This is a genomic window from Paraclostridium dentum (genome assembly GCF_048568265.1).
GTDB classification, from domain to species: domain Bacteria; phylum Bacillota; class Clostridia; order Peptostreptococcales; family Peptostreptococcaceae; genus Paraclostridium; species Paraclostridium dentum.
Genome location: NZ_CP183813.1, coordinates 1466684 through 1491037 on the forward strand (window position 1 = coordinate 1466684; position 24354 = coordinate 1491037).

The 24354-nt window shown below is 26.5% G+C and carries 20 protein-coding genes and 2 riboswitches; of the genes, 19 read left to right on the top strand and 1 reads right to left on the bottom strand.

Features of this window, described 5'->3' with window-relative positions; all coding sequences use genetic code 11:
* Window positions 1–35: 35 nt before the first annotated feature.
* The 9 genes from ACN6I1_RS06500 to ACN6I1_RS06540 all read left to right on the top strand — a co-directional run bounded on the left by ACN6I1_RS06500 (window position 36) and on the right by ACN6I1_RS06540 (window position 10686).
* Window positions 36–266, top strand: coding sequence for a lactate dehydrogenase (locus ACN6I1_RS06500; RefSeq protein ID WP_419743177.1), 231 nt, complete (start codon window positions 36–38; stop codon window positions 264–266).
* A 137-nt stretch (window positions 267–403) separates the two neighbouring features.
* A complete protein-coding gene (locus tag ACN6I1_RS06505) occupies window positions 404–1294 on the top strand; it encodes a fascin domain-containing protein (protein ID WP_419743178.1) in 891 nt (296 codons plus the stop codon).
* Window positions 1295–1576: 282 nt separating this feature from the next.
* Window positions 1577–2719 carry a pyridoxal-phosphate-dependent aminotransferase family protein gene (locus ACN6I1_RS06510; protein WP_419743179.1) on the top strand — a complete coding sequence of 381 codons (1143 nt, stop codon included), beginning with the start codon at window positions 1577–1579 and terminating at the stop codon, window positions 2717–2719.
* 13 nt (window positions 2720–2732) lie between these two features.
* Window positions 2733–3266 (top strand): ECF transporter S component, encoded by a 534-nt coding sequence (locus ACN6I1_RS06515; protein WP_419743180.1) that lies wholly within the window; start codon window positions 2733–2735, stop codon window positions 3264–3266.
* A 136-nt stretch (window positions 3267–3402) separates the two neighbouring features.
* Window positions 3403–4158, top strand: coding sequence for an alpha/beta hydrolase (locus tag ACN6I1_RS06520; RefSeq protein WP_419743181.1), 756 nt, complete (start codon window positions 3403–3405; stop codon window positions 4156–4158).
* 156 nt (window positions 4159–4314) lie between these two features.
* Window positions 4315–7545, top strand: a complete 3231-nt coding sequence (locus tag ACN6I1_RS06525) for an SNF2-related protein (RefSeq protein WP_419743182.1) — start codon at window positions 4315–4317, stop codon at window positions 7543–7545.
* A 122-nt stretch (window positions 7546–7667) separates the two neighbouring features.
* Window positions 7668–7868 carry a cold-shock protein CspD gene (gene cspD, locus ACN6I1_RS06530; RefSeq protein ID WP_021430592.1) on the top strand — a complete coding sequence of 67 codons (201 nt, stop codon included), beginning with the start codon at window positions 7668–7670 and terminating at the stop codon, window positions 7866–7868.
* Between the two features lie 114 nt (window positions 7869–7982).
* Window positions 7983–10418, top strand: a complete 2436-nt coding sequence (recQ, locus tag ACN6I1_RS06535) for a DNA helicase RecQ (protein ID WP_419743183.1) — start codon at window positions 7983–7985, stop codon at window positions 10416–10418.
* A gap of 136 nt (window positions 10419–10554) precedes the next feature.
* Window positions 10555–10686, top strand: coding sequence for a hypothetical protein (locus ACN6I1_RS06540; RefSeq protein WP_021430567.1), 132 nt, complete (start codon window positions 10555–10557; stop codon window positions 10684–10686).
* An 80-nt stretch (window positions 10687–10766) separates the two neighbouring features.
* Here ACN6I1_RS06540 and ACN6I1_RS06545 read toward each other — a convergent pair whose 3' ends face one another.
* Entirely contained in the window at window positions 10767–11375 is a 609-nt protein-coding gene (locus ACN6I1_RS06545) for a YitT family protein (RefSeq protein ID WP_021432832.1), read from the bottom strand.
* 348 nt (window positions 11376–11723) lie between these two features.
* Window positions 11724–11824, top strand: a riboswitch (purine riboswitch).
* Window positions 11825–11916: 92 nt separating this feature from the next.
* Between ACN6I1_RS06545 and add the strand changes: the two genes are divergently transcribed.
* The 10 genes from add to ACN6I1_RS06595 all read left to right on the top strand — a co-directional run bounded on the left by add (window position 11917) and on the right by ACN6I1_RS06595 (window position 24351).
* On the top strand, window positions 11917–12912 hold the full coding sequence (add, locus tag ACN6I1_RS06550) for an adenosine deaminase (protein WP_419743184.1): 996 nt from the start codon (window positions 11917–11919) through the stop codon (window positions 12910–12912).
* Between the two features lie 92 nt (window positions 12913–13004).
* Window positions 13005–13871 (top strand): YihY/virulence factor BrkB family protein, encoded by an 867-nt coding sequence (locus ACN6I1_RS06555; RefSeq protein WP_021432834.1) that lies wholly within the window; start codon window positions 13005–13007, stop codon window positions 13869–13871.
* Window positions 13872–13873: 2 nt separating this feature from the next.
* Window positions 13874–14515 (top strand): lactate utilization protein, encoded by a 642-nt coding sequence (locus ACN6I1_RS06560; protein WP_419743185.1) that lies wholly within the window; start codon window positions 13874–13876, stop codon window positions 14513–14515.
* A gap of 244 nt (window positions 14516–14759) precedes the next feature.
* The gene (locus tag ACN6I1_RS06565) at window positions 14760–15950 is read left to right on the top strand and encodes a pentapeptide repeat-containing protein (protein WP_419743186.1); all 1191 of its coding nucleotides are present in this window, start codon (window positions 14760–14762) and stop codon (window positions 15948–15950) included.
* A 92-nt stretch (window positions 15951–16042) separates the two neighbouring features.
* Window positions 16043–16217, top strand: a riboswitch (Lysine riboswitch).
* A 131-nt stretch (window positions 16218–16348) separates the two neighbouring features.
* Window positions 16349–18088, top strand: a complete 1740-nt coding sequence (locus tag ACN6I1_RS06570) for a Na+/H+ antiporter NhaC family protein (RefSeq protein WP_419743187.1) — start codon at window positions 16349–16351, stop codon at window positions 18086–18088.
* A 148-nt stretch (window positions 18089–18236) separates the two neighbouring features.
* On the top strand, window positions 18237–18437 hold the full coding sequence (locus ACN6I1_RS06575; RefSeq protein ID WP_021430992.1) for a hypothetical protein: 201 nt from the start codon (window positions 18237–18239) through the stop codon (window positions 18435–18437).
* 67 nt (window positions 18438–18504) lie between these two features.
* On the top strand, window positions 18505–19209 hold the full coding sequence (locus ACN6I1_RS06580; protein ID WP_419743188.1) for an ABC transporter ATP-binding protein: 705 nt from the start codon (window positions 18505–18507) through the stop codon (window positions 19207–19209).
* 2 nt (window positions 19210–19211) lie between these two features.
* Window positions 19212–22433, top strand: coding sequence for an FtsX-like permease family protein (locus ACN6I1_RS06585; protein WP_419743189.1), 3222 nt, complete (start codon window positions 19212–19214; stop codon window positions 22431–22433).
* 18 nt (window positions 22434–22451) lie between these two features.
* The gene (gene sfsA, locus ACN6I1_RS06590; protein ID WP_419743190.1) at window positions 22452–23147 is read left to right on the top strand and encodes a DNA/RNA nuclease SfsA; all 696 of its coding nucleotides are present in this window, start codon (window positions 22452–22454) and stop codon (window positions 23145–23147) included.
* Between the two features lie 139 nt (window positions 23148–23286).
* Window positions 23287–24351, top strand: a complete 1065-nt coding sequence (locus ACN6I1_RS06595; protein WP_419743191.1) for a M42 family metallopeptidase — start codon at window positions 23287–23289, stop codon at window positions 24349–24351.
* Window positions 24352–24354 lie beyond the last annotated feature (3 nt).

Sequence of the window (24354 nt, forward strand, 5' to 3'; positions counted from 1 at the left end):
ACACTAATCATAATTATATAAAAAGGAGTAGTTTTATGTTTAGTGTTGCACCAATTGAATATGTAGGGTATTTAGCTTCTGTATTTATAGTAATTTCACTAATGATGACATCTATAGTGCAACTTAGAGTGATAAACTCTATAGGATGTATTTTATTTGTCATATATGGTGTAAGTGTAAATGCATATCCAGTGGCTATATCAAATTTTCTTATTGTTCTTATTAATTTATATAATTTATATAAGTTATCTAGGAAAAACAATTGATAAAACAAAATGACTTATAATTTAAAATTATAGGTCATTTTATTTTGAAATTATAAAATACAAATAGAAACAAAAATATATTCATTTCATATATTAGAAATAGAACTTATCATAAAAAATATGTAGGGGGTTTTAGAGTGAATGATAATAATATACACTTGATGTATTTTAAGTATTTATATAAAAAGGGACTTATAAGTAAAACTACTTATGAAAAAGCAAAAAGGGATTTAAATGATAAGAGAAATAAATTAGTAACTATAAAATCAACTTTTAATGAAAATTATGTGTCTGTAAATGGAGAGGATGATAGGTTGATAGCTAATAAGGAAGATAGTCAATTATCAGATAGATTTATTTTACAAGATATAGATAATGGTAATGTTTTAATTCAAACTCAAGAAGGATATTATATTAAAATAGATTCTAAAAATGATTTTTTATTTGCATCGCTTCAAGAAAAGGAAAATGCAACAATATTTACTTTAATGCCTATAAATGATAAAGAGGTAGCATTAAAATCAGATGGTGGATACTATGTAAAAGTAGAAACTAATGGGTATTTAGTAGCTAACGATTTAATTCAAAACGAAAGAACGTCTTTTAAAATCAAAGAAGTAACTAAAATAGAGTACACTGATATAGTAATGATTTCTGTATCAGAAGAAAGGTTTGTTACCGCAATAGATGGTGGTGGATCATACTTATCTGCAACTGAGTTTAATCAAACTGCTAATGAGGAATTTAATATTTTACAATTTTTAGATGGTAATGCTATTATACAAACTCCAAAAGGATATTATGTAAGGATAGGAGAAGGAGGCTTATTAATAGCTGATACGAAAAAAATGGAAGAAGCTTCATTATTTAGAGGAGAAAATATAGGGGATCTTTCTAAAGTTTTAAAAACGATAGATGGAAATATTGTAAGAGTTAGGGATACAGATAAATACTTAGTTGCAGATTCAAAAGAAATAACAGAAAGTAGTAAATTCAATATTTATAAATCTGTTAGACCTGGTAATTAGATAAATTTTAGAATTATTCATATTAAGTTCATATTAAATTCATAAAAGTGCATTATTATTTAAATATAGGATATACCTCCCAAATAAGTAATAATACAACCCTAAAAACAAAAACATTAACCCTAAAAAAAATAGATGCATAATGCATCTATTTTTTTAGGGTTAAAATTGTATGGGTACAAATGACGAAAACTTTAAAATTTTACAAAAATTGTATCGTTATTATCTTTTATAATATACAATCAAAACATACACTTAAATCAAAAGGGGGATGTTTTGATTATGAATAATAAAATAGTATATACACCAGGGCCTACTAACATAAGGGAAAATGTAAGACAAGCTAGATCTAAAAAAACTACAAATCCAGATATTGATTTAAAATTTGTTGAATTTTATAAAGAGACTTGCGACACTTTAGCTAATATTATAAAAACAAAAAATGATGTGTACTTATTATGTGGAGAAGGAATACTTGGACTTGAAGCAGCCTGCGCTTCTTTAATTGAAAAAGGAGATAGAGTACTAGTTATAGATAATGGGATATTTGGTAATGGGTTTAAAGATTTCGTTAGTATGTACGGTGGAGAGGCGGTTCTTTTTAGCCAAGATCATAGAAACAGTATAAATACAGATGAACTTGAAAAATTTTTAGAATACGATAATGATTTTAAATTTGCAACAATAGTACATTGTGATACTCCAACCGGTGTTTTGAATGATTTGAGCACAATATGTCCACTTCTTAAAAAACATAATATACTTACAGTTGTAGATTCCGTAGCAGCAATGTTTGGAGAAAAGCTTTTAGTTGATGAATGGAAAATAGATATTATTCTTGGGGGATCACAAAAAGCTTTGTCGGCTCAACCAGGATTAACGATAGTAAGTTTGAGTGAAGAAGCTAAAAAGTCTATAAAAAATAGAAAAACAAATATAATTGGATTTTATTGTAACTTAAGCATATGGGATAACTATTATGAAAATAAAAATTTTCCATATACAATGCCTATAAGCGACATATTAAGTTTAAGAAAAGCTGTGGATAATATAATTGAAGATGAGCTTGAAAATGTTATAACTAGGCATGAAAAAATATCTAAAGCAACTCGAAGAGCATTATCAGAATACGGGTTAAAATTATTTCTTGAGTCAGGATTTTCTAACACTGTAACAGCTATAGAAATACCAAAAGAAATAGGGGCACTAAATCTGGTGAATTATATTTTAAATACATATAACGTAGTCATAGGGACTTCATTAGGAGAATATAAAAATTCTTTATTAAGATTGGGGCATATGGGTGAAAATGCAAGGCTAGAAAATATAATATATATATTAAATATTTTAGATAAAAGCTTAACCAATTTAGGATTTAAAGGAAATGGATGTTTGGTAAATTTATTTAATAAATACTATGAATAAAAGGAGAATTTGTATGCAATCTGTAACTACTAAAAATAAACAAAAATTCACAACAAAAGATATAGTTGAAACATCTTTACTTATAGCTTTAGTATTTATAGCAACTAGGTTTATTAACATAAGGCTTCCTATAGCATCGAATGGAGGATTAGTACATTTAGGGAATACTATGCTATTTATATCAGCAATAGTGTTTGGAAATAAAAAAGGGGCATGTGCAGGAGCATTTGGAATGGCTTTATTTGACTTATTGTCAGAATGGGCTATATGGGCACCATTTACATTTATTATACGAGGAGTAATGGGATATATAATTGGGAGTATAGCATGGTCTAAAAACAAGCAAGGTAATAGCTTAATAACAAATATAATAGCAATAAGCATTTCTGGAGTGTGGATGGTAATAGGATACTATATAACAGAATTCATATTATATGGAAATTATATTCAACCGATAGGGTCTATACCAGGAAATATAACTCAGGTAGTTGTTGGAATGATAATTGGAATTCCTATATCTAAAGTTTTAAAAAGATATATTAAATAGTAATAAAAAGATTATATCGAAATGATATAGTCTTTTTTAGTTATATTAAAATTGTAAGATATACCAATAAATGGTATAATTTTAGTGAAGTAGGAAATCGATATTAAAGTTGTTGTTATAAGGGAGAAGTGGTACATTGGATTTAAAAAAATCGTATAAATTTAATGGTAATAATATAGGGTGTTTATTAATACACGGGTTTACAAGTACACCAGCAGAAATGTATCCTTTAGCTAAAGTCTTAAACGATAAAGGTTATACAGTAAATTCTATTCTTTTAAGTGGTCATGGTACAACTCATGATGAATTACTAAAAGTATCTTATATAGATTGGTACAATGATGTTGAAAGTGCATATGAAGAATTGTTATTTGAATGTGAAAAAGTGATTGTAATTGGACATTCTATGGGAGGACTTTTAGCACTTATTTTAGCATCTAATTATCATATTGATAAATTAATATTATTAGCATGCGCTATTAAGCCTAATAATAGATTAGTTAAATATACAGGGGTATTAAAATATTTTAAAAAATATACTGGTTGGGATACATCTAATTCAAAAAGACCTGATGATTGTGATAAATATAGATTGAATTATAATGTTTTTCCATTACATGCAGTTCACCAATTGCATCTTGCATCAAGAGCAGCGAGTAGTTGCTTAAGAAATATAGATTCAGATACATTAATTCTTCAAGACAAAAACGACTCTCAAGTTAAAAAAGAGGGTGCATATGCATTATATAATGGGATACATAGTAACTATAAAAAATTATACTGGATTGATGATGCAACTCATAGTCTAACCTTAGGACCTAAAAAAGAAGAAGTTTTTAAGCAGATAATAGATTTTATAGAAATTAAAAATGATGAAATTTTTAACATATAAAAAAGAGTACTATACTAAAGTTACTTTTAGCATAGTACTCTTTTTATTTTAATGAAATTAATTTGATAAAATTTAAATTAAAAATTTAATTTTATCAAATTATAATTTTAAATATGATATAATAAAAAGATGTTCAAAAAATGAGAGGTGAGAAAATTGCAACTTAAAGAATTAATAGACATGGTAAGAGAAAGTACACAAAAATCGATGTGGGCGAGGGGATATACTTATTATAAAAAAGGAATTGTAGATCAAGTGACACCTCAAACAAAAAATGGAGTTTTAACAATTGATGGAATAATAGGTGCAGATTTCTCAAATGAAATACATTATACGACACTTGAAATAGATTTGAAGAAAAAAGAAATTATAAGTGCAAGATGTAATTGTATAGACTTTGTAAATAATGAAAATGAAAATAAGAATTTTATATGCAAACACAATATAGCTGCTTTTCTTGTTTATATAGATATGTTACAAAGAAAAATAAAACAACAAAAAATAGATAGAAAGAAAAAAGAAGAAGAACTAGATCCATCAACTCAAATTATAAAAATAGCAAATGAAAAACTATCACAAAATAGAAAAGTAAATTTGGAAATGACTTTAACAAAGCAAAACTCTAACATAGGAAATTACTACCAAGTAAGTTTTAAAATAGGAATAGATAAGATGTATGTATTAAAAAGCATTCCTGAATTTATATATTCTAGAAGAGAACGTATATCTATAAAATATGGTAAAGACTTTGAGTATAACCCTGTGTCTGATTATTTTTCTATAGAGGATGAGTCTATTATAAATTTTGTAGAAGAATATATAAATATAGATCAAACTTTATACAAAGATTCTAAAGTAGATATAAGTCTTATAGATGGAAAATACTTAAATATATTGGAAAGTGGATTAAAAAACTTTTTGAGAAATATAAGAAATAAAGAAATAATATTTAATTATGATGATAAAGTATATAAAACATATATAAAAAATAATGACATAGATATATCTTTTCATATAAATGAAGATGGGAATAAGCTTGTACTAAGCTCTAATAGTAAAGATATATCACTTTTAAATGCTAAAGGTGATGTCGTATTGTTAGACAGTGAAATATATCTTATATCAGACAAGCAATGTTATAATTATGTTCCATTTCATAATTTATTTACTAAAAATGGTAGTATAACATTTAAGAAAGATGTTTCAGATAGCCTATTCAATGGAGTACTTCCTGTATTAAAAAGAGCTTCTAAGAACATATCTTTTGATGAAAGTTTAGAAAGTCAAATACGTAATAATTTAGATGTTAAATTTTACTTCGATAAAATGAAAAATAATATTTCTTGTTTTATAGATTATGTATATACTGATGAAACTGAAAATAAGAAAAATGGATATGTTATTAGAAACTTTAAAAAAGAAAATGAAATAGAGGATACTGTATGTTCTTATGGATTTGAAAGATCTGGGGATAAATTATTGTGTAAGTTATCACCTGATGAATTATACGAATTTTTTAAAGAAAAGATTTTTGATTTAAATAATATTGGTGAAATTTATTATTCAGATAAATTAAAAAAAGTAAAAGTGTATAAAGGCAGTGATATAAAAGCTAACTTTAACTTAAATAAACAAAATTACTTAGAATTTACATTTAATATAGATGATATAGAAAAACATGAAATAGAAAATATACTAGAAGCATTAAGAAATAAACGTAAATATTATAAGTTAGGAAATGGAAGCTATATAAATCTTGAAGAAGATCAAATGGTTAAATTCCTTGAATTAGTGGATGATATAAAGGATAGGCAAATTTCCACAGATAGTGATGAACAAATTGATGAAGATAGTAATGAGGTTTCATATAGCTTAGGAAGTGCAAGTTCTATATACTTGAAAAACCTAATAGATGAAAATGAAATTTCTTTTATCAGTGGAATGGATAAAATAGATGAGATATCAACCAGCTTTGAAACTATAAATAATATGGACGTTTTAGTACCTAAAGAGTTAAATGCAAGTCTTAGAGAATATCAAATTCAAGGGTTTAAATGGTTTAAAACTTTAAGTCATCTACAATTTGGAGGAATACTAGCAGATGAAATGGGATTAGGTAAAACTATACAGACTATAGCTTTTTTACTTTCACAAAAAAATAAAAAAAGCATTGTAGTTGCACCTACATCACTTATATATAACTGGAAGAATGAATTTGAAACTTTTGCACCAAATTTAAATATATTGGTTTTACATGGTAGCAAATCAGAGCGTAAAGAAATGTTGAAAAACATAGATGAAAATGATGTCATATTGACAACGTATACTATTTTAAAGAATGATTTTAGTGAATTAGAAAATATAGAGTTTGATTACTGTATAATAGATGAAGCTCAAAATATAAAAAATCCATATTCTCAAAATTCTGAAGCTGTAAAACAAGTAAAAGCTTCTGTTAGATTTGCGCTTACAGGAACTCCGATTGAAAATAATTTATTAGAATTGTGGTCTATATTTGATTTTATTATGCCTGGATATTTATATTCTAAAAATAAATTCCAAGAGAAGTTTTTAAAAACTACTGATAATATAGTAGAACTTAAAAAACAAATACAGCCATTTATGTTACGAAGACTAAAGAAGGAAGTTTTATCTCAACTTCCTGATAAAATTGAAACTAATTTCTTTGTTGAGATGACAGAAGATCAAAAGAAAGTATATAAAACATATGTAGATGATATAAAAGAGAAAATGAAAGATGCAGATTTTAATAAAGATAAGATAACTATCTTATCATACCTAACAACACTAAGACAACTTTGCTTAGATCCATCTATAAAAATAGATAATTACAATGGGGAAAGTGGTAAAATTAATGTTTTAAATGAAATAGTTAGTGAGAATATTGAAAATAATCACAAAATATTAATTTTTTCTCAATTTACATCTGTATTAAAAAATATAGGAAAAGAACTTGAAAATGAAAATATAAATTATTTTTATTTAGATGGTCAAACTAATCCGAAACAACGTGTTGAATTAGTTGATGAATTTAATAAGAGTGAAGATGTAAGAGTATTTTTAATATCATTAAAAGCAGGAGGAACAGGATTAAATCTTACGTCTGCAGATGTAGTTATACATTTTGATCCTTGGTGGAATCCAGCTATAGAGAGTCAGGCAACAGATAGAGCTCATAGATACGGTCAAAAAAATGTTGTTGAAGTTATAAAACTTATTTCTAAAGGAAGTATTGAGGAAAACATAATAAAACTACAAGAAGACAAGAAGGAGCTTATACAAAAAATTATAAGTGAAGACTTAAAAAATGAGAGTTTTATAAAGATGTTATCTAAAGAAGAGCTAATTAATCTAATTACTAATTAAATGAATATTTTAAATATTTATTTGGTAAAACGCTTGTAATTGATAAATATATATGATATTATTAACACAAATAGTAAAGAAGTACTGAAAGATTGTGCTTTAATTTTTAGGAGGATTCCATAATGAAACAAGGAACAGTAAAATGGTTTAACAATGAAAAAGGATTTGGATTTATATCTGTAGAAGGTGGAGATGACGTATTCGTACATTTCTCAGCTATACAAAAAGATGGATTTAAATCATTAGAAGAAGGTCAAGCTGTTAACTTTGAAATAGTTGAAGGTGCTAGAGGACCTCAAGCTGCTAATGTTACTTTAGCATAATTTATATATAATATAGTATATAACACTCCTTAAGTATGCTTATGCATACTTAAGGAGTTTTCTTGTTTTAAGAAAAAAGTTTTACAATAATAAGTATTTTAAAGGAGAAGATAGATGAATATAAAACCTTTAGATGTACTATCTAAATATTACGGATATCCAAAATTTAGAAAAGGTCAAGAAGATATAATAAATGAAATTATAAAAGGAAATGATATTCTAGCGATCATGCCAACTGGAGGAGGAAAATCCATATGTTATCAAATACCATCTCTTATTTTAAATGGTCTAACGATAGTTATATCTCCTCTTATATCTCTAATGAAAGACCAAGTGGATTCGTTAAAGACAATGGGAATAGATGCAACTTTTATAAATAGTTCTTTATCTACAATGGAACTTTCAAATATAATAAAAAATATAGATGATGATAAATATAAAATTATATATATAGCACCAGAGAGATTAGATTCATATGAATTTTCAAATTTAATAAAATCTAAAGAAATAAGCCAAATAGCCATAGATGAAGCTCACTGCGTATCTCAGTGGGGGCATGATTTTAGAACTAGCTACAGAAAAATATCTCAATTCATAAATAACTTAGAAAAAAGGCCTATAATTACTGCATTTACAGCGACAGCATCAGTGGAAGTAAGAAACGATATTATAAACTTATTAGAACTTAATAATCCTAAATTATTTATAACTGGTTTTGACAGAGAAAATTTAACTATAACTATAGAAAAAGCTTCAAATAAAAATAAATATCTATTAGAGTATATTAATAATCATAAATCTGAAAGTGGAATTATATATGCGGCAACCAGAAAAGAAGTAGATAAGATATATGAAGGATTAAATAAAAGAGGGTACAATGTATCTAGGTATCATGCAGGACTTGGAGCTGAAGAAAGAAAATTAAATCAAGAAAGTTTTATAAAAGATGATGTAAGTGTTATGGTTGCTACCAATGCATTTGGAATGGGAATAGACAAACCTAATATACGATACGTGATACATTATAACATGCCACAGAGTATAGAAAATTACTATCAAGAAATTGGTAGAGCTGGTAGAGATGGTGAAAAAAGTGAATGTGTACTTTTATTTACGCCTGGAGATGTACATATACAAAAATATTTAATTGAAATTGGTACAGAAAACCCAAATAGAAAAAACATTCAATATAAAAAATTAAGGGATATGTCAGATTTAGTATATAGTAATGATTGTTATAGAAAAAGTATTATAAATTACTTTGGAGAAGATTTTAAAGAGGAATGTGGAAACTGTAGTAATTGTTTAGATGATGGAAGCTTAGTTGACAAAACTTTAGATGCTCAAAAGGTTATTTCATGTATAGCTAGAATGAAAAGAAGTTTTGGAATAACTATGATTATAGATGTGCTTAGAGGATCTAAAAACAAAAAAGTATTACAATTTGGATTTGATGAATTATCTACTTACGGAATAATGAAACATTACCCATCGGATGATTTAAAAACTTTTATAAATACACTTATATCTCATGGTTTTATAGATTCTATAGACGGAACTTATCCAACTATAAAATTAAATGAAAATTCTATGAAAATCATAAAAGGAGATATTAAAGTAGAGTTCAAAGAAAGTAAAGTATCTAAAAACTTAGAAGTATCAAATGAACTGTATGATATACTTAAGCAAATTAGATATAATATATCAAAAGAAGAAAATATAGCTCCTTATATGATATTTGGAGATGGAACTTTAAAAGTTATGTCTAGTAAATACCCGATAACAAAAGAAAGTATGCTAAAAACTCCAGGTGTCGGAAATATAAAATATGAGAAATATGGAGAAATATTTAAAAGTGCAATAATCAAATATGTTGAAGAAAATAATATAAAAATACAGGGTGACTTTATAAGCTCACAAGAGGAAAAACTTGACTTTATAGATATTAAAACAGATAAAGAACTTTATGAAAAATTATATATAAAAAGAAGTGAACTTGCTAAAAATGAAGGGGTATTGCCAACTATGATAATATCTAAAAATTCATTAAAAGAAATTAGTGGAAGGTACCCATCAAATGAAGAGCAACTAAATGATATAAGTGGGTTTGGTCCTGTAAAAGTAAAAAAATATGGACATGTATTTTTAGACATAGTTAATAAGTACACAAAAGAAAATAATATATCTGAAATTTGGAAAGAAAAAAACAGATTGAAAGTTATAATAGATGGAGATAGTCGAACTAATGAAGAAATAGCATTAGATATGCTAAGAGAAAGTAAAGCATTGGAAGACATATCCAATGAAATAGAGGTATCTATTTCTACTATATTAGGTTATGTAACAGATATGATAAAGAATGGATCTGAAATAGATTTCAAGGTGAATTTAGAAAAATATTATACTGAAGAAGATGAAGAACATATATTAAAAATGTGTGAAGAAGAAGGAATAGACAAGATTAGTCTTATAAAGAAAAAATTGCCTGACAATATAAAATATGAATCTATAAGAGCTGTAATATTAAAAAAATATTATAACCTTATGTAAAACAAAAAAGAAATGTTAAAAAATTAAATTTTAACATTTCTTTTTTGTTTTTATTGTAAAAATACTTGACTTTGTATCGAAAATCATATACAGTATATTGTATACAATATGTAAAACACGAAAGGGGATTTTAATTATGTTAAAAAAATTATCAGAAGTATTCAATGGGTTTTCAAAGCAAATACTTGCTTTAGAGAGAATAAACAGTCAAAGATGTGTAGGTAAGGATTTAGATACTACAAAAACTATATTTGAAAATAAAAGATAATACTATAAAATAATCATAGTATTTTAAAATTTTAAAGGGATATAAGATTATATTAATATAATCTTATATCCCTTTTATAATTAAACTCTTACAATGTCTTTGTTTTTGTATGAGTATACAAAGTCTATAACCTTTCCACTTACGCTGACCGCAATTAAAGATACAGCTATTTGAGAAAATGATAAATATATTAATGATAAACCTAATATAAAAAAGTCACTTATCATATAAACTTTACCAATTTTTAAAGATGTAGTCTTAGAAATTACTAATGCTAAAGCATCGTCTCCACCAGCTGCACCTCCTGCTCTAACAACTAAACCAGATCCTAAACCAACAAAAACACCGGCAATTATACTTCCCAGTATTAAGTTATCGAATTTAGGTATAACTGGACCTATGCTTTCAAAAAAGCTAAATGATAAAGAGAAGCTAATAGTTGCTATTAACGAATACTTAATAAATTTTTTACCAAAAAACTTGTATCCTACTAATAGTAGAGCACAGTCTATGATAAGATTTGCTAATGAAAGTCTAATGTTAAATAAGTTTTTTAACAGTAGTAAAAATCCTAACACTCCACCTTCAGTAATGTTGTTTTGAAAATTAAAATTATAAACTCCAAATGATAGTATAATAGAACCTATCAGTACTAGTAGAATTTGTTCTACAGATCGCCGCCTGGCCATAATATCCCTTCCTTTTTCTTGTATTTAATAATATTATATATAATAAATACAAATTTGTATACAGCAAAAAAGCAAACTAAATATTATACGAAAAAAAAAAGAATTTTGCAATGATTTTTGTTAAGTTTTTTTTGCTTTTTAAAAAATGCAAATGCAAACAAGTAATTTCAATAGGTTTAGCTACATATAAAAAATAAAAAATTTATATTAATTGTTATTAAGTTTAGTGTTTCTAATCTTTAGTTCATATTAATTTTTGTTTTATTTAGTAAAACTAAACTAACAATACCTATTTTTATATTTATTTTTAAAAATAATTGACATTATTAGGCTTTATGATATAATCATTAACAATATAAAAATTCACTTTGTATAATCCCAATAATATGGTTTGGGAGTTTCTACCAGGTTCCAAAAAAATCCTGATTACAAAGAAAATGCTTAATGTATTTTCTTTGTAATTAGGATTTTTTTGCATTTTTATAGATTTAATATATAAAATAAATAATAAAAACAAATATATATAAAGGGAGATAGATATATGAATTTTGAAAAATTACCAAAAATAGAATTACATTGTCATTTAGATGGGAGCGTAAGGCCGAGAACTATAATAGAATTAGCTAATATGAAGAATATAGATATACCGTCAAAAAATATCGAAGAAATAAAAAATATGATGGTTGCACCTAAGGACTGTAAGTCATTAGATGAATATTTAAAAAGATTTGAATTGCCAGGACTTATAATGCAAGATGAAGATAGTTTAGAAAGAATTGCTTTTGAACTTATGGAGGATGCATCAAAAGAAAACATAGTTTATATAGAAATAAGATTTGCTCCTTTGCTTCATGTAAATAAAGGTTTAACTGTAAACCAAGTTATAGAAAGTGTTTTAAAAGGGATAAAAAGAGCTGAATTAATTTATGATATAAAAGGAAATTTAATATTATCATGTATGAGAACTATGAGTGTTGAAAGTAGTTATGATGTAATAGAATCTGGGAAAGAATATTTAAATAATGGAGTTGTTGCCGTTGATTTATGTTCAAGTGAAAATGAACAGTTTTGCGAGAAATTTGAAAAGCCTATTACTTTAGCTAGAAGCTATGGATATAGAGTAACTATACATGCTGGTGAGACTGGAATAGGAGAAAATGTATATGATGCTATAACACTTTTAAAAGCTGAAAGAATAGGTCATGGAGTGTTTATAAAAGATTGTGAAAAAGCTTATACTCTTGTTAAAGAAAATAATATTACTTTAGAAATGTGCCCTACAAGTAACTTACAAACTAAAGCTATAAAAAACATAGAAAATTATCCGTTAAATAATTTCCATAAAGATGGAATAAAAGTATCTTTAAATACTGACAATAGAACAGTTTCAGATATTGATTTAACTAATGAATATAACATAATATTTAATAACTTTGAAATGAGTGAAGATGACTATAAAACAATTTATCTAAATAGTGTTGAAGCTTCTTTTGCAGATGAAAATACAAAAAATAAATTAAGAAATTATATAAAATAATATATCAAAAAATAAAAGTATTGCTAAAAACTAGCAATACTTTTATTTTTTGATATATAATATAATGTGATATTATATTATAGGAGTGAAAGGTGGTTGATCTTATAAATAATATAAATAATATAAAAAGCAATGTCCAAAATAATGTTATTTATAAAAAAGTAAACATAAATGACGTTAATTCAAGAGCTGCAGCTATGTCTTATTACCTATTGCTTTCTATATTTCCTTTTTTGATATTTATGATAAACTTATTAAGTTATATACCGATAATTCATATTAATAAGTTTTTAAATTCATTTAATGATTTGATTCCCAATAGTGCATTTGCTATGATTGAATCTATAATAAACTCTGCAATAAGTGATAAAAGTATAAGCTTAACTGTATTCAGTTTTATCTTTACTTTATGGAGTTCATCTCGTGCAGTTAGAGTATTTATAAAGGGCATAAACAAATCATATAATTTAAAGGAAACTAGATCTTTTTTCAAACTAATACTTATATCATTTTATTTTACAGTAGAACTCATAGTACTAATAATTTCATCAATGGTATTTTTATTATATGGAGAAAAGGTTGGATATATAATATTTAAATTTTTAGGTCTTAGTAAACTGTTTATGCCAACATGGAATTTATTTAGATACTCTTTTGTAATAGCAATAACTATATGGATAGTTAGTTCTTTATTTAGGTATGGGCCTAATAAAAAGATAAATTTAATAGAGGCAATGCCAGGGGCTATTTTATCTATATTTGGATGGATATTAGTTTCAGTTGTATTTTCTTTTTATACAAATAACTTTTCAAATTATCAAGTTATATATGGAAGTATAGGAGGTATTATAGCTCTTCTTACTTGGTTTTATTTAAGTAGTTGGATTATGTTATTAGGGTGTGAAATAAATGCTCTTATATACTATAGGGGTAAAAATTTTAATAGAAGGGATATATAAATATGGACAAAAATTTACATTGGGTTTGTGAGAAACAAATTGAAAGAACTATTAAGGCGCTAGAAAGTAACAATATGAATGGATACCTAGTAAAATCTAAAGAAGATTTAATAAAAAAAATAGACGAGTTAGTAGAAGAGAACTCTTTAGTTGCATGTGGAGGTTCACAAACTTTATTCGAAACAGGAGTAATAGATTATTTAAGAAAAGGAAGATATGATTTTCTTGACAGATATAAAGAGGGCCTTAAGCCTCAGGACATGAAAGACATATATAGAAAATCATTTTTTGCAGATGCATATTTTACAAGCACGAATGCTATAACAGAAAATGGAGAACTTTACAATGTTGATGGAAATGGAAATAGAGTAGCAGCAATGCTATATGGTCCAGACAAAGTTATTGTTATATGTGGAAAAAATAAAATTGTTAAAGATGTAGATGCTGCTATAGAAAGAAATGAACAGTTTTCTGCTCCTGCGAATGCTAAAAGATTAGATACTAAAACACCTTGCAAATCTTCAGGTTATTGCATGGACTGTAAAAGTAGCGATAGAATATGCTGTGAATATACTTTGATAAAAAGACAAAGATATCAAGGAAGAATACATGTTATTTTTATAGATGAGAATTTTGGATATTAATAATTATAGAAAACTAAATATTTAAACAAGAAGCCATATTAAAGCCCTTGAATCAGGATTGATATGGCTTTTTTGTTTAATTTTAACTATAGGAATATTATGTAATCAAATAAGAGACAATAAGTAAATAATAGTCTTCTATGGAGGTATTTATATGATAATAAAAAACTTTTTATATGCTTATCAAATAAAAAATATTCAGGGTATACAACCTAATAAAGAATAAGGAAAAAACCATATTCTAATGGGATATATAAATTTTAAAGAAGAAGTTTATGTAACTAAAAATCAGTTACATAAAAGGAAGATAAACAATAAAAACTTATTTGATAGCATATTGAGGCATAAGAATTTACCTGAAACATATAATCCTTGTAAACAGTACAGTTTTAAAGTTTTTAATGAAGAAATATTTGGAAAACAAGGAATTTTAGATGAAGATAAATTTTCTACAATAGAAAACAAAGATATTATATGTACAAAGTTTATCGGATGTACATTCAGAAACTTAAATTTTAAAGAATGTAGATTTGTGGGTTGCATATTTGAAAATTGTAAATTTGAAGATGGAGGAGTGAGTTTTGAAAATTGTAGTTTTTTTAAAGAAGAAAGCCAAAGTAAGCCATCTTTAAATAAATATGATAATTTTTCATCTCATTTTATAAATTGTAATATCTATGCAAAATTTTTAAACTGCATATTGTCTTTTTCTGTTTTTGAAAAATGTAACTTAAAAACAACTAACTTTGAACAAAGTGCACTAGATAATATTATAATTATAGATAGTTATTTGGATATGATAATTTTTGCTGATTGTGACTTATGTGGGGCCAAAACTATTTCAACATATATTAAAGATTTAGAATTCAGAGATAAATTCCAAACCAAACTAGATGAAAAAAGCTTCTTTGATAAATTACCTATTAAGTTTAAAACTAGAGACGAATATGAAGGTCTTTATATGACATATGAAACCTTAGCTGATAAGTTTAAAGAAAACTCCTTAAACAATAACTTTGGAGAGTACTATTACCTATGTAAAAGCACTCAAAGAAAGTCTTTAAAAATAATACCTAAGTTAGAATCCTATTTATACTGGCTAACTTGTGGATACGGAGAAAGACCTGAATTTGCAATATATTCATCGTTAGTTATTATACTCATATTTTCAATATTGTATTTGTTTTTAGGAGTAGAAGTAGATGATAAAACAATTATTTATAATATGAGCACTATTAAAACTCTATCTATGTCGAAGGTATTAAAAGATCTAAATGAAACATTAAGTTTAAGTATTGGTTCTTTCGGAGGAGTAGGAACAATAAATTGTAAGCCTACAGAAGTTAGTTATATATTAACAAATCTAGAAGTCTTAGTAGGTGTTGTAATGATGGGATTAGGCATAGGAACTTTAACTAGAAAAGTTGTTAGATAAAATTCAAAATTAATGAAGATTTAGAAAATACTGAAAAAACAGTTGATTATTTACAATAACATATATATAATTTACTTAATATAAAAGTGAATTAAAAAGGTAGAGGCGCGGTACTTATGAGTACTAGTAATGAGTTAAGCACGTAGATTTACTAGGAAAGGAATTATCGCCGAAGTTTATAACTAATGCTTTAAGGTTATATGCTGGGGATGTATAGAATATGTACATCACTGTCACAAATTATATTTGTGTTGAGCTATCATTTAAGGAAAAAATATTATGTATATTTTGCATAGTATAAAAAGCCTTGAGTGTATACTCAAGGCTTTTTCTTATTTAAAGCCCTAAGTACTTATTACCCTTTGAATTCACTAAAGTTAAATTTAGGGAGGATTTTTATGAGAAACAAAAAATATGTTGTAGCTTTATTAACTTTAGTTTTAATAATTTTAGTAACACCAATTTCATTTGCTCAAGAAACAGACATAGCATTTCAAAATGCAAATAAATTTAAATTCTTAACTTTAATTCCACCGATAGTATCTATACTTTTAGCTTTTATTACTAAAAATGTTGTAATATCACTATTTATAGGTATTTTATCTGGTAGCTTTTTACTTAGCTTAAATAGTACTAATTTAGTTTTAGCTTTACCTCAAGGATTCATAGATTTTATATATAGAGCTCTTAATTCACTTGCTGATCCTTGGAATGCAGGTATAATACTCCAAGTTCTAGCTATTGGAGGAGTTATTCATCTAGTAGCAAAAATGGGAGGAGCTAAAGCAATAGCAATAAGTTTAGCTGATAAAGCTAAAAGTTCCAAAGGAACTCAAATTATAACATGGTTTTTAGGACTTTTAGTATTCTTTGATGATTATGCAAACTCATTAATAGTAGGGCCTATTATGAGACCAGTAAGTGATAAAATGAACATTTCAAGAGAAAGGCTTGCTTTTATAATTGATGCAACAGCTGCACCTATTGCAGGACTTGCAATAATATCTACATGGATAGGATTAGAAGTTGGACTTATAAATGATGCATTTTCAGGTATTGGCCTAAATAATGATGCTTTTGGGATATTTTTACAAACTATTCCTTATAGATTTTATAATATATTAATTTTAGCATTTGTAATTATAACTATTGTTTTAGCAAAGGATTTTGGTCCTATGAGAAAAGCTGAGATTAAAGCTAAACAATCTCATTTTAATAACTTAGATACAAAACATAACGATTCAATTCAATCAGAGTTAGAACCTAAAGATGGAGTGAAGTTGAGTGTATGGAATGCTATTATACCTATTGGAACTCTTATAGTTACATCATTAATATTTTTCTATTACAGTGGTTATACATCAATAGTTAATGGTGATAATATTGAACTTCAAAATTTAATGCTTAAATCACCATTGTCATTTTTAGCTATAAAAGAATCTTTTAGTTCAGCCGATGCATCTGTAGCACTATTTCAATCATCTATTATTTCAAGTATAGTTGCTATTTTAATGGCTGTTTCGAAAAAAATATTTAAAGTATCCGAAGCTATAGAAATTTGGATAGATGGGATGAAAAGCTTATTAATGACAGCTGTCATATTAATACTAGCATGGTCTTTAAGTTCAGTAATAAAAGATTTGGGTACAGCTAAATTTTTAGTTACATTACTATCAGGGTCTATGCCAGCATTTTTACTACCTAGTGTAATATTTATACTAGGATCAATAATATCTTTTTCAACAGGTACGGCTTATGGAACTATGGGTATACTAATGCCTCTTGCAATTCCTCTTGCGCACTCTATAAATCCAGATATATCATTTATAGTGATATCTACAAGTGCAGTACTTACAGGAGCTATATTTGGTGATCACTGCTCTCCTATATCAGATACAACAATACTATCATCTATGGGAGCTGCATGTAACCACATTGACCATGTAAAAACACAAATGCCCTATGCGTTATTTGTAGCAAGTATAACTGTATTATTTGGGTATATTCCTGCAGGTTTAGGAGTATCAATATATATAGTTATTCCTATTTCGATAATAGCTATTTTCATAGGAGTACAACTATTTGGGAAAAAAGCAGATGAATATGAGGTTTGCGAAGTAAAAGAAACTTTAATCTAAAAAATTAATAATATAATAAAAAACTATCTGAAAAGTTAAATTTGATGGATTCTATTTTGTCTAATTAAACTCAAAGGATAGTTTTTTTGTTTGTATTGATAGGTATATACATCAATTAAGATAATAAACTATACTAAGGGGGGAGTTTATGAAATTTACAGATATTTTAAAAGACGTTTTTTCAAGTGTAAGAAAGATGATAGCGATATGTCTAACTATTGTATTTTGCTACTTAAGTATAATAGGAAGTATAAAACCATCTGAATTTATGCCTATCTTTAGTATGGTTGTAGGATATTACTTTGGAAAATCTACAGCTTTAGAAATGCCAAATCAAAAGAAAGATTAATTTTGAATTAGATTTAGTTATCATCTCAAATAGTGTATAATGACTATAAGAAACAGGAGGAGATGATATGAAAAACTACATAAAATTTGAAAATGTAAAAAAGACCTATACTATGGGTGAAGTTGAAATAAATGCATTAGATGGTGTGAATTTTTCAATTGATAAAGGTGAGCTCGTAATAATTGTAGGTGCTAGTGGAGCAGGAAAAAGCACCATATTAAATATATTAGGAGGTATGGATTCTTCAACCGATGGAGTTGTAGTTGTTGATTCGAAAAATATAAGTAATTATAACGATAAAGAATTAACTAAATACAGAAGACATGATATCGGATTTGTATTCCAATTTTATAATTTAGTTCAAAACTTAACTGCGATAGAAAATGTAGAATTAGCTACTCAAATTTGTAAAAACCCTTTAAACCCTAAGCAAGTTATAGAATCAGTAGGACTTAGCCATAGAAAACATAATTTTCCATCACAATTATCTGGAGGAGAACAACAAAGGGTAGCTATAGCTAGAGCTCTTGCTAAGAATCCGAAACTACTTTTATGTGATGAGCCAACTGGTGCTCTAGATTATAATACTGGTAAATCAATTCTTAAAGTGCTTCAAGATACAAATAAAACACTTGGTGTTACTGTAGTTATAATTACACACAACATGGCAATTGCTCCTATGGGTGATAAAGTAATTACTGTAAGAAATGGCAAAGTTTATAAAGTAGAAAAAAATGAAGCGCCTATTCCTATAGAAAGGATAGAGTGGTAAATATGAGAAATCCTTTATTTAAAGATACTTTTAGGGAGATAAAAAAATCTAAAGGTAGATTTTTATCTGTTTTTGCAATAATAACTTTAGGGGTTTCTTTTTTTACGGGAATAAAAGTTGCATCTCCTGTAATGGAAGTTACAGCAGACAAGTATTATGACCAAAATAATTTAATGGACTTGACTGTAGTTTCAAATTTAGGATTAACAGATAAAGATATTAATTCAATTTCTAAGATAGATGGAATTTCTAATGTGTATCCTACATATTCAAAAGAAGTTTTAACTAGTATAGGTACAAATCAATTAGTTTTAAAAGTCCATGGATTGCCAGAAAAAAGCAATAGTGATTATATAAATAAAATAAAAATAACTGAAGGTAGATATCCTAAATCAGAGGAAGAGTGCTTAATTGAGGACTCTAAGGATATACCATTAGGAAGTACCATCAAAATTTATGGAGATAACAATGAAGATTTAAGTACTACTCTAAAACACAATGAATATAAAGTTGTTGGTAAAGTAGAAACACCATATTATATAGCAAAAGCAAAAGGTAGCAGTACTATAGGTAGTGGAACTTTGAATAGCTTTATAATGGTTTTAAATAATGAATTCAAACTAACTAACTACACAGAAAGTTATATAACTGTAGATGGAGCAAAAGATTTAAATTCTTACTCAAAAGAATATGAAGATAAAGTACAAAATATAGAAGATAAATTAGTTGATCTTGGAAAAGACCGAGCTAGCTTAAGATATAAAGAAATAATTAATGATGCTAATGAAAAATTATCTGAAGGTAAATCAAAGTTACAAAAAGAAAAAACTAATGCTTATAATGAACTTGACAAAGCTAAAACTAAAATTGAAAACTCCAGGTCTAAAATAGAAAATAGTGAACAGGACCTTGATAAAAAAGAAAACCAAGTTAAAAGTGAAATATCTTCTGCAGAGAAGTCAATAAGTTTAGCTTCTGAAAAATTAAGTTTAAGTGAAATTGAACTTAATAAACAAATAAATGTTTTTAATACAAGCAAAGATTCTGCCCAGCAAGAAATAAACAAAGCTAAGGATAAGCTAAAAGAACAAGAAGATGAAGTTGGTAAGTTAAAGGAGTATATAGCTAGTATAGAACAAGTTTTATCTAATGAATACTTAGATGAAGAAAAAAGAAAAGAACTTGAATTTATTTTAGAAAAAAGCAAACAAAAGCTTGAAGTATCTGAAATAGCTTTATCACAGGCAAGAGAAGAGATAATAAAACAAGAACAAGTTTTTAACGACACTCAAAATAAATTGTTATTAGCTAAAACGGATATAGAAAAAAATAAAGAATTAATAAATAGTCAAAGAAGTAATCTTGATGTAAAGAAAAAAGAAGCTGAATCGGAATTTAAAAATGCTAGATACAAACTTGCACAAGGTAAAAATGAACTTGAAAAAGGACAAGCTACATATTTAAAAAATAAAAAAGAAGTAGAATCTAAGTTACAAAAAGCTCAGGATGAAATTGATCGAGAAGAGAAAAAAATTAAAGATATAAAAAATGGTAAGTGGTATATTTTAGATAGAAATACTAACTATGGATTTGTTGATTATAAAAACTCTGCTAATAGTATAGAATCTATTTCTAAAATATTCCCTGTATTTTTCTTTTCGCTAGCAGCCTTAATTTGTTTAACTACTATGACTAGAATGGTTGATGAACAAAGAATAAATATTGGTACTATGAAAGCTTTAGGATATGGTACTAGATCTATAATGTTAAAATATATACTATATTCATTGTTAGCAAGTGTTCTAGGAAGCGCCTTAGGAAATTTAATAGGACTTACTGTATTTCCTTCAGTTATATATAATGCATATGCCAGTATGACATACACACTTCCTAAAGTTAGTCTAGTTTTTAGTGTAAGATTAATTATATTATCTACATTAATAGCAGTTTTAACAACTACATTAGCTTCAATATATTCTTGCTATAAAGAGCTAAAAGAAGTTCCGTCTATACTTATGAGACCTAAGTCCCCTAAGGAAGGAAAAAGGATATTACTTGAAAGAATAAGTTTTATTTGGAATAGATTAAATTTCACACAAAAGGTAACTTGTAGAAACATATTTAGATACAAAAAAAGATTTTTTATGACTGTAATAGGAATATCTGGATGTAGTGCTCTTTTACTAACTGGATTTGGAATAAAAGACTCTATATCGTCTATAGTAGATAATCAATATGGTCAGATAATTAAGTATAACTTGACTTTAAACTATGGTAAAGCTGTTGATAAGAATTCTAAAACTAAAGAAGAAAAAGTCATAGATAGTGATGACCGAATAAATAATTATTTAAATATAAAAAATAAGAGTTATAAGGTTATCAGTAATTCTGTAGAAAAGGATGTAAATATTGTAGTCCCTGAGAATATTAATGATATAAATAAATTTATAAACTTAAAAAATAGGGTAAGTAATAAAAAGTATACTTTAAATAATAACGGTGTTTTAATAACTGAAAAATTAGCTAAATTATTAAAAGTTAAAGATGGAGATTCAATAGTATTAAAAAATGAAGATAATAAAGAGTTTAAAGTAAAAGTTTCTGGTATAGTAGAAAACTATGTAGGCCATTATTTATATATGAGTCCTCAATTGTATAAAAGTACTTTCAATGAAAATATTAAATTTAATGAGGTACTAATTAATACAAAAGATGGAATTTCACAAGATAAACTAGGTAAAGATATGATGAACTTAGATAACATAAATTCAGCTACATTCAACACAAGTGCAAAAAGTTCTTTTTCTGATATGATAACTAATTTAAATAGTGTGGTTATACTTATAATAGTATCTGCAGGAGCTTTAGCATTTATTGTTTTATATAATCTTACAAATGTTAATATAAGTGAGAGAATAAGAGAAATAGCAACTATAAAAGTCTTAGGATTTTATGATAATGAAGTATCTTCCTATGTGTTTAGAGAAAATATAATTTTAACTGTAATAGGAACAATTCTAGGCCTAATTTTAGGTGTATTTTTACATAGATTTATAATGACGACTGCTGAACTTGAATTTGTTATGTTTGGAAGAGATATAAAACCTATTAGTTTTATACTATCTGGTATGCTTACATTTATATTTGCTACATTAGTAAATATTTGTATGTATTTTAAACTAAAAAAAGTAAAAATGGTTGAATCTTTAAAATCTGTAGACTAATATATGAGGGATGATGACATGATTTATGATAATATTGTAAAAGCTACTTTTGTAAAACGACCAAATAGATTTATAGCACATTGTATTGTAGATGGAAAAGAAGAAATTGTTCATGTAAAAAATACAGGTAAGTGTAAAGAACTTTTAATTGAAGGTTGTACTGTATATTTACAAGAACATGATAACCCCAAGAGAAAAACTAAGTATTCACTTATAAGTGTTGTAAAAGGAAATAGACTAATCAATATGGATTCGCAAGTTCCGAATAAAATAGCCTATGAAGCTTTAATAAATAAAAAAATAATTCTTCCTGGGCTAGATGAAGAATTATTAACTATAAAACCTGAAAAAACATATAAGTCATCTAGATTTGATATATATATAGAAACAAAAACTAAAAAAGCTTTTGTTGAGGTAAAAGGAGTTACTTTAGAAGAAAATGGTGTGGTTTTATTTCCCGATGCTAAAACTGAACGAGGAGTCAAACATGTAGGAGAGCTTATAGAAGCATCTAAAGATGGATATGTAAGCTATATATTATTTGTTGTACAAATGGATAATGTAAAGTATTTTACACCTAATATTAAAATGCATCAAGAATTTGGAGATATGTTAAAAAAAGCAAGTTTAAGTGGAGTTAACATAATTTCATACGATTGCAATGTAAGTGAAAATTCTATAACTATAAACGAAGAGGTTAAAGTAATATTATAAGATTTAAAAATAGTGTAATTTAATAAATTACACTATTTTTTTATAAAATTTTGAATATTAGCTTTATATTTAAGGAATATATATTGTACTGTGAAAGTATAATATTGTAATTATACATTTTTAAATTAAGGGGGAGCATATGAGTACACAGTTAGATATGTTTAAAAAATTAACAGAAGCTAAAGGAATTCCAGGATTTGAAAAAGAGGTTAGAAATTTGATTAAAGGATATATATCTGAATATGTAGATGAAGTAACTACAGACAATTTAGGAAGTTTAATTTGCAAGAAAATGGGGAATGAAGATGGACCTAAAGTTATGCTAGCAGGGCATATGGATGAAATAGGTTTTTTAGTGACAAATATAGATGATAATGGATTTATAACTTTTCAAACACTAGGCGGGTGGAGTGGAAAGGTTATGAATAGCCAAAAGGTTATAATAACAACATCAACTGGAAATGAATATACAGGAATAATAAACTCAATAAATACCAAAGATGTTAAAACCTCTATAGATAAAGAAAATATGTTTATAGATATAGGGGTTGAATCAAAAGATGAAGTTGAAAAGTTAGGAATAAAACAAGGAGATATGATAACTCCATATTTTAAGTTTGAGCAAATGGCAAATCCTAAATATCTACTTGCTAAAGCTTGGGATGATAGAGTTGGATGTGCTCTATTTATAGATATATTAAAAAGTTTAAAAAATGAAGATCATAAAAACATAGTATACGCAGTAGGCACTGTTCAAGAAGAAGTTGGATGTAGAGGAGCTAAAACTAGCTCTAATGTAGTAAATCCTGATATTGGATTTTCACTAGATGTAAGTATTGCCAATGACACTGTAGGATGCGACACGAAGTTAGGAGATGGTAAGCTTGGAAGCGGACCTCAAATACATATATTTGATGGAGGTTTAGTAGGTCATGTAGGTCTTAAAAACTATTTAATTAATTTATCTGAAGAACTTAATATTTCATATCAGATAAATGCACTTCCATTTGGAGGCACTGATGCTAGCCAGATGCACTTGGCTCATAATGGAGCTCCTTGTATAAGTATTGGTATTCCTACAAGATATATCCATTCTCATGCTAGTATAATTCATAAGGATGATTACGATAATACAGTTAAACTTATATCTGAATTTATCAAGCGTTTAAACAATGATGAGTATAAAAAAATATTAGATATATAATTT